The sequence below is a fragment of the Paenibacillus kyungheensis genome, assembly GCF_028606985.1.
Taxonomy (GTDB): Bacteria; Bacillota; Bacilli; order Paenibacillales; family Paenibacillaceae; genus Saccharibacillus; species Saccharibacillus kyungheensis.
The window spans coordinates 824219-840210 of the sequence record NZ_CP117416.1; the positions used below are offsets into that span (position 1 = coordinate 824219).

Genomic DNA, 15992 nt, shown 5'->3' on the forward strand with positions numbered 1-15992 from the left:
ACTCTACAGCCAGAAGTAACATATTTAAACGTTACGATCTCTGTACAAGTGGTGTATTTGCTTATTTATGATTGGACTCTACCGTATGCAGACCTTGCAGAAAAGTATTAATAATCAATTCAAAACTTTGATTTATATCGACATTCAAGCCAAATCCACCGATACGTTCTAGTGAACTAAAGCCATGCAAAACACTGCGTAGTCCACGTATCGCATGAATCAAGGCTTCTTCATTCAAATCAAATCCGTTTAATACTTGCATAAATAGTTCCAGCATTTGATGTTTGCTATCATTGATCTCTGCATCATCTATATCTGATGTATAGAACGTAGCTTCATATAATCCTGGATGAGCACGAGCAAATTCAAGATAAGCGCGCGACATTTCACGTATCGCTTTATCTTCGGATCGTCCTACCGCAGCCCGCATCAATGCGTCTTTGAGTTGATCCAATCCTGTTAATGCCATTTCACGACGTAATCCCGGTAATCCGTTCACATGATTATACAAAGAAGGCGAACGAACCCCTAGCTTCTGAGCTAATATCGTAAGTGTCACTTCATTCCATCCACGTTCATCTGCTAGTTCTGTAGCTGCTTGCAAAATAGAATGAAGACTAAGCCCGGTGCGAGGTGGCAAAGCATAAACCTCCTTTAACTATACCTGTTCGTAGAATATGAATAAGATTCGTATATAAGCTAACGATATTCATCAATCTTATTTATTGTAAGCGATAGGTATACCTTTGGCAAAAGAAAATGCAATCTATCTATTTTGCTTTATCCAATAATGGATAGACTTGCTGATCTTTTTATTTGCGCATAAAAATAAATTTCTGTCCGACTACACCGATCACAAATAACAACAAGCTTACCCATGGAGCAATCGTAATCACAGGCATCACTTCACGTAAAAAGATTCCCACACCAAAAATCAGTACCAAAATCACCAGATACGTTAAGATAGCGCGTGCATTGATTTGCATACCTGGCTTTGTCGCATCACTTTGTTCGACAGGCTGATCGGTAAATCTTGTGAGCATCTCAACCAGAGCAATCGAACCTACAGCTACAATAATCAGAGTCGCTACATTGATCTGCCCGACAATGCCTGAATCGCTAATACTGATTTTGAATAATCCCATTAATGCTTGAATAAGAAATACCCATGTTAACGCTACCCACGGAATCATCAAGTAATACATCGGCTTGCTCAATTGTTTCTTTTCCGGTAAATTACGAATTAATATATTGCCGTACTCTATCGATTCTTTACCGAATAACTGTTTGGCAGTTTTACCTTTTTTCTGCGCTTCTAGCAAATGATGACCCATTTCTAAAAGCAATTCTTCGCCTGCTTCACGATCAATTCGTGCATCCCGTACATGTACAATAACATCATCATAATAATCCAAATTTTCTGGTTTTAATTGATCCCGTACGACGTTAATATTTTTAACCATTTGGCGTATTGAGCTCATTATTCATTCCTCCATTCTCGTTGTTCGAAGCTACTATTTTGCCATACTTTCCTTGCGTTGACAATGATCTAGCGTTAATGATAATATGGTTTCAAGATTAAAGCATATTAAACTGATCGGAATTGTTTATTTAAGAGGAGGAATCATCATGGAACGCAATATCGTCATTCGACATCACGACTTGGATCTGACAGCTAGTATTCATTATCCTGAACAGGAACCACAATCAGCAGGACGAGGCAAAAGCCGTACACCGCTAATTGTGATCTGCCATGGTTTTGTTGGCAGCCGTATTGGAGTGGATCGCCTATTTGTTAGTACAGCCCGTGAATTGGCGGCTGACGGTTATATGGTGGTTCGCTTTGATTATGCAGGTTGCGGTGAAAGTGGCGGCGACTATGGCAAAGAAGGACTCGAATCAATGGTCGCTCAGACTCGTACTGTACTGGATTATGCAATGAATTGCAGTGACATTGATCCCACCCGCGTCACATTGATCGGTCATAGTCTGGGTGGTGCTGTAGCTATTCTTACTTCTGTACGCGATCATCGTGTCAAAAGCCTGGTTCTATGGTCAGCAGTAGGACATCCATTTAACGATATTATCAAATTAACCGGTCGGGACAAATACGATCAAGCAGTGATCGAAGGACAAGCCGATCATTTAGGCTACTCGTTTACACCTGTATACTTTGATTCGTTAGGCAATTTCCAACCGTTTCAAGAAGCCAAGCAATTTGGTGGCGATGTGCTGGTGATTCATGGTACAGGGGATGATGTGATTCCAGTAGATTATGCCTTTTTGTATCAAAAAGTATTCTGGACACGTTCAGAAGGACGTTGTGATAAAGAAATCATTTTTCAAGCAGATCACACGTATTCCAATGGAACTCACCGCCGGGAGCTGCTAGACAAAACCCGCCAATGGCTCACCGAACGCAAAGTCGCTCAGACCGATTGGCAACACTGGATGATTTAAGCGCTTGGCAATATAAGCGCGACTTCTTCTAATATAATCCAACATGATTTTTGCATAGCAAAATATCTTCTGCTAAGCGCTTGGCAGTTACAAACGCGATTTCTTCTAGTGTAATCCTTTACCAGATCATTCACCAGTGGTATGGTAAGAAAGAACAATCGAATAGTTACTGATTTCACTAGGGGAGCCTGTTGGCTGAGACGAAAATTCAATTTCGGACCCTTGGAACCTGATCTGGATTATACTAGCGGAGGGAAGTGGAGGCTGAATTTTCACTCATGTTGTGATATACCTGAATGAATGTTTGACCCATTTGTCTCTTCTGGAGATGGATGGGTCTTTATTACGTTATAGGAGGCAATATCAATGACTTTTCTAGCCAAAGTACGGGCGCAACATCCACTGATTCACAATATTACCAATATGGTCGTGACTAATTTTACAGCGAACGGATTGCTGGCGCTGGGGGCTTCTCCTTTTATGGCATATGCGCATGAAGAAGTAGCCGATGTGGCAGCTATAGCGAATGCAGTTGTGCTTAATATCGGTACGCTTGATCCATACACCGTCGAATCGATTCAACGTGCAGGACGTGCAGCGAATGAATCAGGTGTGCCTGTTGTATTTGATCCGGTAGGAGCAGGAGCTACCCCGTATCGTACACAGTCTGCTTTGCAAATTATTGAACACGTTCAAGTAGATGTGTTACGTGGCAATATAGCTGAAGTGGCTAATGTGATCGGCGAATCGTGGCAGATCAAAGGTGTCGATGCAGGAGCAGGCGAAGGCAATATGATCCAGATCGCAGAGCAGGCCGCTCAAAAATTAAAGTGCATTGTAGCCATCACCGGTGAAAAAGACGTCGTAACCGATGGACAGAACACCTATACCATTGCTAACAGTCATCAGATATTAACACAAGTGACAGGCGGTGGTTGTCTACTAAGTGCCGTAGTCGGTGCATTTATCGCAGTCGCTGATCCTGCACAAGCTCAAGAACGTCTGGAAGCCGTAACAGAAGCTTTAGCATTTTACGGTATAGCCGCAGAGATTGCCTATGAACAGACAGCAGGGCAAGGCACAGGCAGTTTTCAGATGCAATTTATCAATCAATTGTCTCTAGTCACACCGGAGATCGTAACTGCACGAGCCCAGATCACTTCATCCAAAGCTTAATATTGAACATACATTCATATGATAAAGGAGCGAGACAAGATGAACGTGTATCAAGCATTGACGATTGCAGGTTCAGATAGTGGAGGAGGCGCAGGCATTCAGGCCGATCTCAAAACATTTCAAGAACTCGGTGTCTATGGCATGTCTGTTATTACTGCTATCACAGCGCAGAATACGACAGGGGTATAAGGTGTCTATCCGGTTCAGATTGAAGGTGTTGTACAGCAATTGGATTCGATCGGGACGGATCTACAACCCCACGCTGTCAAAACAGGGATGTTATTTAGTGCAGATATTATTCGTTATGTCGCGGCAAAAGTAAAACAGTATCAATGGCAACATCTAGTGATTGATCCGGTGATGGTTGCTAAAGGAGGCTCGGTGCTGTTACAACAAGAAGCGTTGCAAGCGCTGATCTCTGATCTGATTCCGCTGGCAGAGATTATCACGCCTAATTTGCCAGAAGCCGAGTTATTAACAGGTCTATCGATTACCAATCTACAGCAACGCGAACAAGCCGCCAAGCAGTTTGTAGAGATGGGGGCAACGTATGTAGTGATCAAAGGTGGACATGATACATCGACGTCTACTGTAATCGATCTGTTATACGATGGAAATCAATTTGATTATTTGGAAAGTCAGCGGATTGATACGCCTCATACTCATGGCACAGGATGTACTTTTTCAGCGGCATTAACAGCAGAACTTGCCAAAGGCAAAACTATTTATGAAGCTGTACATACCGCGAAGCAATTTATTCAAGCAGCGATTGAAGATGGATTGGGTATCGGTTCCGGTCATGGGCCTACCAATCATTTTGCTTATCAGCAAAGGAGCCGAGTCTATGATCACCAAGCCTGATACTCAGCATATACGCCAGTATTTACGCCTTTATCTAGTGATGGGAAGCGTCAATTGTAATCAACCACCAGAAGAAGTATTAAAGTCTGCTATTGCAGGAGGGATCACTCTTTTTCAATTTCGGGAAAAAGGGGTTGGAGCTTTAACAGGGCAAGCGTATTATAAGCTTGCAGAACGTCTGCAACAGATATGCCACACTCATCAGATTCCGTTTATTGTGAATGATGATGTAGAGTTAGCGATCGCTCTGAATGCGGATGGAATTCATGTAGGACAAGAAGATGCACCCGCCGATCAGATTCGGGCACGTCTAGGGGATGATAAAATTATTGGTGTATCTGCTCATAGCGTAGCTGAAGCTAGACAAGCTATTGAAGATGGCGCTGATTATTTAGGCATAGGACCGATCTACCCTACAATCTCTAAGGCTGATGCGCAAGCCGTACAAGGAACAAGCACTATTACAGCACTGAAGAACCATCATATTGAGATTCCTTTAGTCGGTATTGGAGGAATTCATGCAGGTAATGCCGAGCCGATCTTTACCGCGGGCGCAGATGGAATAGCAGTGATCTCTGCGATCGCAGGACAGACGGATATAGAACAAGCGACGCAGCAGTTAAATACGCTTACCCGTCGATTGATTGCGAACTAATCACCACGACATGATCTAATGCTGGATAAATGTCTATTAACCCCATCAAAAAAAGCCATTCGGTATACCGTAGCTTACAGTACGGTGTGTCGAATGACTTTGAATGGTAAACACTATTTTCTGTTTGTATAGTGTAACGTAACAGTAGGTTCTTTCCGCTATCCTTGTGATGATCTGTATGTTACTGCGAATAACATCGATCATTCTGTAGAAGCCAAGTAATGCGTTTATTTGTATTGTTAAGCTATTTTATGCTGATTAGGCAAGGTATCTTGTTGTTTGTTACGACGGTTGAAGAAGCGAGTACGTAGGTAAGGAACAATCCAGCGATCCAGACCAATTTTACCAGCGTTTGCGCCAGCAACTACGATAAAGATTTCAGCAAGTAACAAGTAAGGGTTAGTGCTTACAGTACCCGAGAATAAGAAGGCAAAGTTCATTACCATTCCCATTAATGCTGCTAGTGTAGTACAAGCTCCTAAGATCAATCCAAGTCCGACAAGGAATTCACCGATTGGAACAAGAACATTGAATAATCCGACATTTGGTAAAGCAAAGTGTTGTAAGAATGCTCCCCAGCCTGCTTGTACACTTGGATGTTCTCCGCCTGTATTAGCGATAGCACCTGTCAAAAATCCACTAGCATCAAATCCGCCACTGCTTAATTTTTCCCATCCACCTGTGATCCATTTGAATCCGATGTATACCCGTAAGATAGTTAATAACCACATTGCCACACTATTTTCTCTTAGCCATCTGTTCATGATTGCCACTCCCCTGAATAATGTATTATTTTTTTAAGTCTGTGTTAACTTGTTGAGTTGGTGATGATCATCTCTTCCATGTCTTTATTTTAAATCACAACTAAATTTTTAAATGTGATAAAAATCACAATCTTATATAAATTTTTAATATTTTATTATTGGACTGTTAAAATATGGTATATATAGTTAGGAGAACACTTTTGAGCTTTTGAATGTGTGAATTACGCTATATGTATTCTATATAGAAGAAGCTTATGTTTTAATACATAGTAAGCTGTGTTTAACATCTTCTGAATCATACATACGTTAAGAAAGAAACTATTGAATTCATTTGGAGTTCATATGTGTGTTCTATAGTAGGAGTGTATCCTGCTAATGCACATCAGAATGAGCTACTGATCTATCTAATGATGTTCAACACCGAGGAGGATACTATTGTAATGAATCAATCCCGATTATGGAAAGTCACCAAATGGTCAGTACCGCTTGTGCTAACGATGAGCTTGATCGCTTGCGGATCTGAAGAAGTGGCTACCCCTGCACCACAGCAACAACCGGAACCAGCCAAAGTGACAGAACCGATAACACCGGAAAAACCAGCAGAAGTCGTCTATACAGCGCCACTTACAGGATTGCCTGTTGATCAGCCTTCTCTATCTAGACCGATTGCAGTGATGATTAATAATGCTCCTGCTGCCCGTCCGCAATCTGGATTAGCTCAAGCCGATATGGTCTATGAAGTGCTAGCAGAGGGAGGGATCACCCGTCTAATCGCTGTATATCAGAGTTATCATGGGGATGTAACGATCGGCCCTGTGCGAAGTATTCGCCCGTATTTGATCGGAATCGGGGAAAGTATCGGTGCATTACTGGTTCATGCCGGTGGTAGCCCTGAAGCGTACAGTATCTTGCAACAAGGACACAAAGAACATCTTGATGAGATTACTAATGCAAGTGCTCCATTCTGGCGAGACTCCAGTCGCAAAGCTCCTCATAATTTGTATACCAATGAAGAGAAGTTACGTGAAGGTGCACTCAAAAAAAATTACAAACAAGAAGTAACTATTCCAACATATCCTTTTTTGGAATCTACAACAGAAGTGACAGATACTACAAATACAGAATCACTCGATAACTATACCGATTCTGCCGATAATAATGATAAGCCTGCTGACAGTGCTACTCCTAACCAGAGTGCTACCGATCCTACAGATAATACAAATTCTACAACCAGCACAACACCTGCTACTACAGGAGTCAAAGCAACATCGATCCAACTTCAATTTTTGCTGGAAAGTTATAAAGTAGGTTATGACTACAATGCCAAAAGTGGAGTCTATACTCGCAGTATGAACAATGAACCTCATATTGATTTGAACAGTGGAAAGCCATTAACCGCGTCCAATGTTATTGTGCTCGGTGGAGATTACAAAGTATTAGATGATATCGGTAGATTAAGTCTGGATTTGGACGCTGGCGGAGAAGCTATTTTATTTCAAAAGGGTCAACAGATTAAAGGTCAATGGAGTAAAAAAAGTGGTGATGTAATTCGTTTTATGAGTAGTGGTCAAGAAGTGCCGCTTGTCCCTGGCGTAACGTATTACAATATTGTTCCTAATAGCCCGTCGTTTGAAAATCATTTAACAATAGATGGTAAAAAGTTGAGCGAAAACGGGTAAATAAGGAAAAATATGCTAAAATGATGAAAGTAAAGTCGATTTTTGTATGATTTTTGTATGATAAATGTAAACAGAATCTTTACAAACCTATGTACAGATTGATAAGATAACAAAGGTTGTTATGAAATCATTTTGTTTTCATAATTCTAATTTACGACATTTTTCGGCAAAATTTCGAAAAGGGGTTATAGAAATGCGTGTTAAGAAAAAGGATATCTTTTTTCAAACGCTGGAGAACATGGCAGATGCAATTGTGCAGGCTGCAGATTACTTTGCGGAACAAGTACCTAACTTGAAGGATATTCCAGAGTTTACGAAGCAAATGAAGATTTACGAGAATCAATGTGATGATTACACGCACACCATTATTACCGAACTGAACAAAACATTTATCACACCTATTGAGCGTGATGATATTATGGATTTGACGACAACGATGGATGATGTATTAGACGGTCTGGAAGCTTGTGCTTCTCGTTTTGATATGTATCATATGACTGAGCCGGATAACTATATTGTTCAATTTGCTGAAATTTTGCGTGAATCTGCTTATGAAATTCAAAAAGCTATTCACTTGTTGTCTCATAAAAAACTGTTGGCTATTCGTGAACACACGATTCGTCTGAACGATCTGGAAAATCAGGGTGATGACGTATTGCGTAACTGTATTAAAGATTTGTTTGCCACAGTAAAAGACCCGATCGAACTTATTAAGAAAAAAGAAATATATGAGCGTTTGGAAACAACGACTGATGCTTGCGAAGATGTAGCGAATAGACTCGAATCTATTATTATGCGCAATTCCTAAAATTGCTTACAAGATACGCATATGATCCATTTTGCTGAGTATAGATGGATGTAATATGCAGAGATGCAATAATCTGTAACAGATAACTAAGGAGGTAGGATTGCGCAGATTCTCTTGATTGGAGTGCAAGAGATCCATCTGGGCGATGAATGATATGGTAGAAACCTCAATATGGATACTGGCTATCGTCGTATTTTTGGCTTTAGCGTTCGATTTTATTAATGGATTCCATGATACAGCAAATGCAATTGCTACATCGGTTTCTACTCGAGCGTTACCGCCACGTACAGCGATTTTGATGGCGGCAGTGATGAACTTTCTGGGAGCGATCACGTTCACAGGCGTAGCCAAAACGATAGGTGGTAGTGTAGCAGATCCAGCAACTTTGGATAACGGTATAGAGATCGTTATTGCGACACTGATTGCTGCAATTATCTGGAACTTGGCAACATGGTGGTTCGGGATTCCTTCTTCTTCTTCACATGCTTTGATTGGTGCACTAGCAGGAGCTGTATTTGTTGGAGCAGGTTCAAGTTCTGTGAATTGGAGCGGATTTATCAAGATTGTAGAAGGATTGATTTTGTCTCCTTTGATTGCCTTTGCGATTGGTTATATTGTGATGACGATTCTAAAATGGATTTTTGCCAAACGTAGCCCGCATACGGTTAACAAAGGATTCCGCACGATGCAAATTTTGACAGCAGCGATTCAATCATTTACACATGGTACGAATGATGCGCAAAAAGCGATGGGTATTATTACATTTGCTCTTGTAGCAGCTGGTGTGCAAGATAATCTGGATGTACCGTTATGGGTTAAAATCTCAGCAGCAACTGCGATGGCTCTTGGAACCTCTGTCGGTGGTTGGAAAATCATCAAAACAATGGGAACTAAAATTTTCAAAATCGAGCCTATTAACGGATTTGCAGCGGATATCTCAGCAGCATCGGTTATTTTCACAGCAACATTGACTCACTTACCTGTAAGTACAACACATGCGATTACATCTGCTATTCTGGGTGTAGGTTCTGCCAAGCGCTTCCGCGAAGTAAAATGGGGACTTGCTGGACGTATCGTGATTGCATGGGTCGTTACGATTCCAATTGCAGCTGTATTATCTGGCCTTATTTTCAAAGTATTATTCGATTTGTTCTAATATAAATCGGATCATGATAGATCACTTCCGCCGTTTCTTGCGAACGGCGGTTTTTTGTGCGATTCTAAGTAAAATAGGGATAGCAGTGGACGTTCTCGCAGATGATCCGTCTATATTTGATACAAAGGAAGTGAACGCGGTCAATGATTCGCATTATCGGTGTTACTCAAGAACATGATATTGTACAGAATATACAGTTAGAAGAGATAGAGTCTGGCGATTACTTATGGTACTGGGTAGATTTTAATCAGCCTACTGAAGAAGAGTCCAAGTTGTTAAGTACTTTTTTTCATTTTCATCCATTAGCTGTAGAAGATTGTCTGCATGTGCTTCAACGTCCGAAGATTGATTACTATGGAGATGTGCAATTTCTTGTTCTGCATGCGATGCATCCTGAGACGTTACTGGTCGAAGAAGTCGATTTGTTTGTGAGTGATCGGTTTTTGGTATCATTTCATCATAGCGATCTACGAGAAATTGAATCCGCATGGCAACGGATTATTAGTTACAGTCAGCAAGGCAATCGTCCCAAATGGGCGAACGGCCCTATTGCTGCGGCTTATATCGTGACAGACAAAATTGTTGATGAATATTTCCCCTGTGTGTATGAGATTGAAGATGAATTGAATGAACTTGAAAATACAGGACCAGATGAACCGGTTGATGATCTGTTAGCTCAAGTATTTGTATTACGTTCTCGTCTACTGAAGTTAAGACGTACTATTATTCCGATGCGTGATCTGATGTATCGGGTTATTAATTCACAGCATATTCAGAAAGTCGATCAGCATCACTCGTATTTTGGTGATATTTATGATCATTTGCTCAAATTGTCTGATATGATTGAATCTAATCGTGAAATGACATCTGATCTACGGGATAGTTATATCTCACTCAACTCCAATCGGATGAATACGATTATGAAAACGTTAACGGTGATTACGACTATATTTATGCCACTGACGTTAATAGCCGGAATTTATGGTATGAATTTTGAAAATATGCCAGAGCTTAAATGGAAATATGGTTATTTCGGTGTATTGTTGCTGATGTTTGCTTTGGGAGCAGGCATGATGACTGCTTTTACAAAGCGTGGATGGTTTAAATAATTGTTTTTGCTCAGAGGACATTTCATTGTAAAACAGGCTTTAATGAATGGTAATGCTTGCTAGACGCGTGAAGTAAGATATTTTGCTAAAGCAAAAATCTGGTATCCTGTAATGCTGTACATCGTTAATGCTTGAAAAAATAACCAGTAATCTATACAATGTAGGTACAGTAACCGTAGTAGGGGATGATCACATCGTGCAACTTAAAAAACTTGATGATAAAAGTGTTGATCAATTATTCGAAGCGATTTTGACACTAAAAAATTTAGAAGAATGCTATGTGTTTTTTGATGATTTGTGTACAGTTAATGAGATTCAGTCGCTGTCACAACGTCTTGAAGTCGCACGTATGCTAGGTAAAGGTTCAACTTATAATCAGATCGAAGCAGAAACGGGTGCAAGTACAGCAACCATTTCTCGTGTAAAACGTTGCCTGAATTATGGTAATGATGGATACAAAATGACATTGGAACGTCTAGGGAGGTAATCTCTATGAAGCCCGGTGTATTAATAATTAGTCATGGTTCGCCGGAAACGTCTTGGATGGAGCAGATTGATGAAGCGGTATCTCATATTCATCTGCCAAGCGATCTACCTGTAAATGCAGTCTTCCTGGACAATGTTCCGGGAAGATTTATTCAGGATGGAATCGATGAATTGGAAGCGCAAGGGGTAACCGATCTTTTGGTTGTTCCGCTATTTGTGTCCTCTGGTAGTACACATATGGATGAGATTGCGTATGCTTTGGGTGTCAAAGAAACTCCTGATCGCGAGACCGATCTGGAACCTTTTACGATTCAAGCGAATGTTCATTTCGGATATCCAGCCGATGATGATGAAGATATCGCTCGGATGGTCTGGGATCAAGTGAAAGATTTATCGGTTGCACCTGAAAATGAAGTGGTGTTAGTCGTCGGTCACGGCAGTATTCATGACGGATTCAGACAACGCTGGGAAAAAGGTATTTCTTCGTTAGCTCAGCGCGTAGGACAGGTTAGTGAAGTGGCTCATACTGACTATGCATTACTTAATCCAGATAGTCTGCGCGCTAAAACAGAAGAATGGACAGCACGCGGTTATAAAGTGCTGATTGCGCCACTTTTTCTAAGCAAAGGGATATTCCTGAATCAAGTGATTCCGGGGCGTGTGGAAGGGTTAAGCTATGAATATGCAGGTACAGCATTGTTGCCACATCCACTGCTATCTCACTGGATGGAGCGTCAGATTCAGTCACTGTTGAACCAACTCATAACAACATAATTCATATTAGGTGGCATGATGGAATGAAAAGAGCGAGACTGATATATAATCCTTCTTCAGGTCGGGAGGAAATGAAGCGCCGTTTGCCGGATATTTTGGATCGGTTAGACAAAGGCGGTATCGAAGCCAGCTGTCATGCGACAACAGGTGAAGGCGATGCAACCATTTCAGCCGCCAAAGCGATCGAAGATGGATATGAATTGATTATTGCCGCTGGTGGCGATGGTACGATTTATGAAGTCATTAACGGCATGGCTGAATATGATAATCCACCGCCACTTGGCGTATTTCCACTAGGTACAACCAATGATCTATCGCGTGCTTTAGGCGTACCGAGACATTGGGAAGATTATTGCGATCTGGTGATTCGTCAGAATGCGAGACCGATCGATGTGGGTCGCTTTAACGATCGCTATTTTATTAATATTGCTGGTGGAGGATCATTGACCGAGCTGACTTATGAAGTACCCAGTCGACTCAAAACGATGATCGGACAGATGGCGTATTATATGAAAGGCATCGAGAAAGTCGTTAACTTAACACCAACCGAATTGAAAATTACAGCTGCCGGGCAAGAACCGCTACACGAAGAATTTATGATTTTTCTAGTTGCTAATACCAATTCAGTCGGTGGATTTGAAAAGTTAGCGCCGGGAGCACGAATAGATGATGGATTATTTGATTTTATCGGTGTCAAAAAGTGTAATATCGCCGAATTTATTCGCTTAATCTCTATCGCCGCTCGTGGAGAACATCTTAACGATCCGAAGATTATTTATTTCCAGACCAATCGCTTGGAGATTGAAGCGCCTAGTAATAATGTACAAATTAATCTAGACGGTGAACTCGGTGGATCATTACCGGGGATTTTTGAGATTTTGCCACAGAAATTACAAGTATTCTCGGATCTGAAGTAAACGATCTCAACGTTGAAAAGCGCCTGTTTCCTTTGGGAAATAGGTGCTTTTTTGAATGCTACATATTAGCTATAACGTTTATGTTCATATAATAAGTGCTGGGCACGATAACAAAATCAGTACTAATTTTCCTAGTATAATCAGATACCATTTCATTTTTTACAGAGCAAATGATCGTTCATTCCAATTTCTTCAGCATGTAATGCTAGTTAGAAGATTGTTGATTTACTTTGTTCAAAAAATGCGTAACCCATTCATGATTATCTTCGGCTACATCAATAAACAAATTATGACCGCTATTTCCTAAGATAGTAGTGGTAGAATAAGGGTATTTCGTAAAGAAATCAATCTGATCTTGATAACCAACCACATTGTCCATTTTGCCCAATAATACATGCAGAACAGTGTCATGATGCAAAGAAAGTTGCTCTTCTAATGCATAACGATAATATTGTTGACCTTCTCGTTGAATCCGATCCATAAAGTCATGATCTGCCCGGCGTACTCCCGGAACAATCAATTGTTGATACAGCTCCCATGTTTTAGAGTTAATCCGAATATTCATACTCAAGTAATCCTGATATTCACTGTTGCTTGTATCTGTATCAACCTCTTCTTCTATGAGAGGAACTTGCTGCTCGACTCGCCGTTGTTCAAATTGTCCGATCACCACAGGGCAAGTAAGATAAGCTCCTTTAACCCGATTTTGCAGTTTATTCATAATGCCCAGACTTAGATATCCCCCGTAGGAATGTCCAAATAACAGAATATCTTCATAACCAATAACCTGCTCGATAAAGGTTAGAAGGATGTCTAACATATCATCAGTGCTGTTGATCGACAGACTACTGTGAGAGTCGCCCATCCCTGGTAAGTCTACATAGATACGTCGGTATCCAGAGATCGTTTGAAAAATAGGTTCATACGAATGCTTCATGCTTAGTTTATCCAGAGCATTGCCATGTAAAAATAAAATCGTTGTACCTTCGCCAAACATTTCATAATCCATTTCAATATCTTTAATCGTAGCTTTCATCATGTACTCCTTTTGCCGAAGCTATTGTTATATGTATAGCAAGTACTCTTCGCACAAACAGATATGATTTCATCTGCTTATCCTATATCTGTTCGCCAATACGGTTAAAACTTGTGTATGTATAACCGGTAGATACTATATAAATTTTAACAGAGATCACTTTTACATGACAAGATCAAAGGGGCATATACATTCTAATCGTTATTTTAAAATGAACCTAACATCTCCTGTAGAAGTACTATTGCGTTATAATAGAATTGGTGTATGTACATGAACTATTTTCAATTGGAGCTTGTTGAGATAGAAACGTTAAATATTCTATGAAAAAACACGGATAGTTATTGTAAGTATAGGTAATTTTCTATACAATCTTTAGAGGAATTGTTCTTCGGAATGTCCATTCGTAGTGGACAATGTATTTTTGAATTGAGATGTTGGATAGCCTTGAGCAATTAATGAAATGCAGTCATGTGTATAAAGAAATGGAGCCAAACGAGATGAGTAAAGACCGCAGAGGCGGCAGAAAATATAGCAACAACCGGCAACAACCGAGTCAAGCGACAGCTCTTGCGCTGGCGAACTTACCTGTTGCCAAAAATGACGAGTTGGAATTAGAGATTATCGGTATGAATCATGACGGAGAAGGCGTAGGTCGAGCAGAAGGATATACATTGTTCGTTCAAGGTGCTCTGCCGGGTGAAAAGATTCAAGCCAAAGTACTCAAAACGAAAAAACAATACGGTTATGCCAAAATGACCGCCATACTAGAAGCGAGCCCAGATCGCGTAGAAGCCCCTTGCCCGATCTATAATCAATGTGGTGGCTGTCAGGTACAACATATGAGTTATGACGCGCAATTGGAATGGAAACGTCAGCATGTCATAGATAATTTACAACGGATCGGTAAGCTGAGTGTATGGGTAGACCAGCAGGTTCAGCTTCATCTTGATCATAATGCAGATACGCAGAAGAAGTCCGAAAATAAAGGCATCAAAGTACTGCCAACACTGGGAATGGCTGAACCGTGGCGTTATCGGAACAAAGCACAGGTGCCAATCAGTGAAATAAACGGTCAATTGGTTGCTGGCTTCTACGCGCGTGGCAGTCATCGGATTATTGATATGGATACCTGTCTGATTCAAGATACCCGTAACGATGAACTGATCGCTAAAGTCAAACAGATCGGCAAAGAGCTAGGAGTATCTGCATATAATGAAGAGTCAGGCACAGGTCTATTGCGCCATGTGGTGGTCAAAGTCGGCTTCCGTACAGGTGAGATGATGGTCGTCCTCGTCACTAACGGAGAACGTCTACCACGTCCAAGCGAATGGATCGACCGTATCCGTCTCGAAATGCCACAAGTGGTCAGTATTTGCCAGAATGTGAATACCAAGACAACGAATGTCATTTTCGGCGATACCACCAAAGTATTATGGGGACGCGAAGTGATCCATGATTATATTGGTGATGTGAAGTTTGCGATATCGGCACGTTCTTTTTATCAAGTGAATCCGGTGCAGACGGATGTGTTATATAGCAAGACGGTTGAATATGCTGGACTAACAGGAAAAGAAACGGTTATTGATGCGTACTGTGGTATAGGAACCATTTCACTCTTTTTAGCGCAACATGCGAAGCAAGTGTACGGTGTGGAGATTGTGAAAGAAGCGATCGAAGATGCTCGTTCTAATGCAGTATTGAATGGGATGACGAATGTGGAATTTGAAGTGGGCGCATCGGAAGATGTGATTCCGCGTTGGAAAGCAAATGGAATTACACCAGATGTGATCGTTGTCGATCCACCACGTAAAGGATGCGATCCGAGGTTGTTGGAGACGATCTTGGCGATGCAACCGGAGCGTGTGGTGTATGTGTCCTGTAATCCAGCGACACTGGCGAGAGACTTGCGTGTGTTGGAAGATGGTGGGTATGTGACGGTGGAAGTTCAGCCAGTAGACATGTTCCCGCATACGGTGCATGTGGAGAGTGTGGCGGTGTTGGTAAAGGAATAGTATTTTGAAAACATATTTACCTATTTAAATAGTCATGTAGCCCGAAGCTTCTAAAGTTCGGGCTATATTTTTTTATAAAAAGTAATTAATTCGGCGCAA

The 15992-nt window shown here is 41.1% G+C and carries 15 protein-coding genes, 1 pseudogene and 1 riboswitch; of the genes and pseudogenes, 12 read left to right on the plus strand and 4 right to left on the minus strand.

The features are described 5' to 3' along the window. Nucleotides 1-61: 61 nt before the first annotated feature. Together PQ456_RS03690 and PQ456_RS03695 are read right to left on the minus strand one after the other, a co-directional pair. Complete coding sequence (locus PQ456_RS03690; protein ID WP_273614910.1) at nt 62-640, minus strand: TetR/AcrR family transcriptional regulator; 579 nt, start codon at nt 638-640, stop codon at nt 62-64. Between the two features lie 172 nt (nt 641-812). Next, the gene (locus PQ456_RS03695) at nt 813-1481 is read right to left on the minus strand and encodes a DUF1129 family protein (RefSeq protein WP_273614911.1); all 669 of its coding nucleotides are present in this window, start codon (nt 1479-1481) and stop codon (nt 813-815) included. Between the two features lie 148 nt (nt 1482-1629). Here PQ456_RS03695 and PQ456_RS03700 point away from each other — a divergent pair, with 148 nt between their 5' ends. The 4 genes and pseudogenes from PQ456_RS03700 (at nt 1630) to thiE (ending at nt 5152) form a co-directional block, all read left to right on the plus strand. Further along, nucleotides 1630-2460, plus strand: coding sequence for an alpha/beta hydrolase (locus PQ456_RS03700; protein ID WP_273614912.1), 831 nt, complete (start codon nt 1630-1632; stop codon nt 2458-2460). A gap of 170 nt (nt 2461-2630) precedes the next feature. Continuing rightward, nucleotides 2631-2733: riboswitch (TPP riboswitch) on the plus strand. A gap of 93 nt (nt 2734-2826) precedes the next feature. Next, a complete protein-coding gene (thiM, locus tag PQ456_RS03705) occupies nt 2827-3636 on the plus strand; it encodes a hydroxyethylthiazole kinase (protein ID WP_273614913.1) in 810 nt (269 codons plus the stop codon). A 39-nt stretch (nt 3637-3675) separates the two neighbouring features. After that, nucleotides 3676-4497: pseudogene (gene thiD, locus PQ456_RS03710) on the plus strand (bifunctional hydroxymethylpyrimidine kinase/phosphomethylpyrimidine kinase). After that, the gene (gene thiE, locus PQ456_RS03715; RefSeq protein ID WP_273614914.1) at nt 4481-5152 is read left to right on the plus strand and encodes a thiamine phosphate synthase; all 672 of its coding nucleotides are present in this window, start codon (nt 4481-4483) and stop codon (nt 5150-5152) included. The pseudogene thiD and the gene thiE overlap by 17 nt, the downstream one beginning before the upstream one ends. Nucleotides 5153-5391: 239 nt before the next feature. On the opposite strand, the gene PQ456_RS03720 is transcribed toward thiE, so the two are convergent. Next, the gene (locus tag PQ456_RS03720) at nt 5392-5919 is read right to left on the minus strand and encodes a DoxX family protein (protein ID WP_273616231.1); all 528 of its coding nucleotides are present in this window, start codon (nt 5917-5919) and stop codon (nt 5392-5394) included. A gap of 437 nt (nt 5920-6356) precedes the next feature. On the opposite strand from PQ456_RS03720, the gene PQ456_RS03725 reads away from it, so the two are divergent. The 7 genes from PQ456_RS03725 to PQ456_RS03755 all read left to right on the plus strand — a co-directional run bounded on the left by PQ456_RS03725 (nt 6357) and on the right by PQ456_RS03755 (nt 12845). Beyond that, nucleotides 6357-7595: a DUF3048 domain-containing protein gene (locus tag PQ456_RS03725; RefSeq protein WP_273614915.1), complete on the plus strand. Its 1239-nt coding sequence runs from the start codon at nt 6357-6359 to the stop codon at nt 7593-7595. Nucleotides 7596-7788: 193 nt separating this feature from the next. After that, the gene (locus tag PQ456_RS03730; RefSeq protein WP_069327490.1) at nt 7789-8403 is read left to right on the plus strand and encodes a DUF47 domain-containing protein; all 615 of its coding nucleotides are present in this window, start codon (nt 7789-7791) and stop codon (nt 8401-8403) included. 154 nt (nt 8404-8557) lie between these two features. Further along, a complete protein-coding gene (locus PQ456_RS03735) occupies nt 8558-9559 on the plus strand; it encodes an inorganic phosphate transporter (protein ID WP_273614916.1) in 1002 nt (333 codons plus the stop codon). Nucleotides 9560-9702: 143 nt separating this feature from the next. Beyond that, complete coding sequence (corA, locus tag PQ456_RS03740) at nt 9703-10668, plus strand: magnesium/cobalt transporter CorA (RefSeq protein WP_273614917.1); 966 nt, start codon at nt 9703-9705, stop codon at nt 10666-10668. Between the two features lie 196 nt (nt 10669-10864). Further along, nucleotides 10865-11155: a YerC/YecD family TrpR-related protein gene (locus PQ456_RS03745; protein ID WP_069327488.1), complete on the plus strand. Its 291-nt coding sequence runs from the start codon at nt 10865-10867 to the stop codon at nt 11153-11155. A 5-nt stretch (nt 11156-11160) separates the two neighbouring features. Further along, nucleotides 11161-11928, plus strand: a complete 768-nt coding sequence (locus PQ456_RS03750; RefSeq protein ID WP_273614918.1) for a sirohydrochlorin chelatase — start codon at nt 11161-11163, stop codon at nt 11926-11928. A gap of 23 nt (nt 11929-11951) precedes the next feature. After that, on the plus strand, nt 11952-12845 hold the full coding sequence (locus PQ456_RS03755) for a diacylglycerol kinase (RefSeq protein ID WP_273614919.1): 894 nt from the start codon (nt 11952-11954) through the stop codon (nt 12843-12845). 205 nt (nt 12846-13050) lie between these two features. Here PQ456_RS03755 and PQ456_RS03760 read toward each other — a convergent pair whose 3' ends face one another. Then, nucleotides 13051-13881 (minus strand): alpha/beta fold hydrolase, encoded by an 831-nt coding sequence (locus PQ456_RS03760; protein ID WP_273614920.1) that lies wholly within the window; start codon nt 13879-13881, stop codon nt 13051-13053. A gap of 455 nt (nt 13882-14336) precedes the next feature. Here PQ456_RS03760 and rlmD point away from each other — a divergent pair, with 455 nt between their 5' ends. Beyond that, nucleotides 14337-15893 carry a 23S rRNA (uracil(1939)-C(5))-methyltransferase RlmD gene (rlmD, locus tag PQ456_RS03765; protein WP_420540638.1) on the plus strand — a complete coding sequence of 519 codons (1557 nt, stop codon included), beginning with the start codon at nt 14337-14339 and terminating at the stop codon, nt 15891-15893. Nucleotides 15894-15992 lie beyond the last annotated feature (99 nt).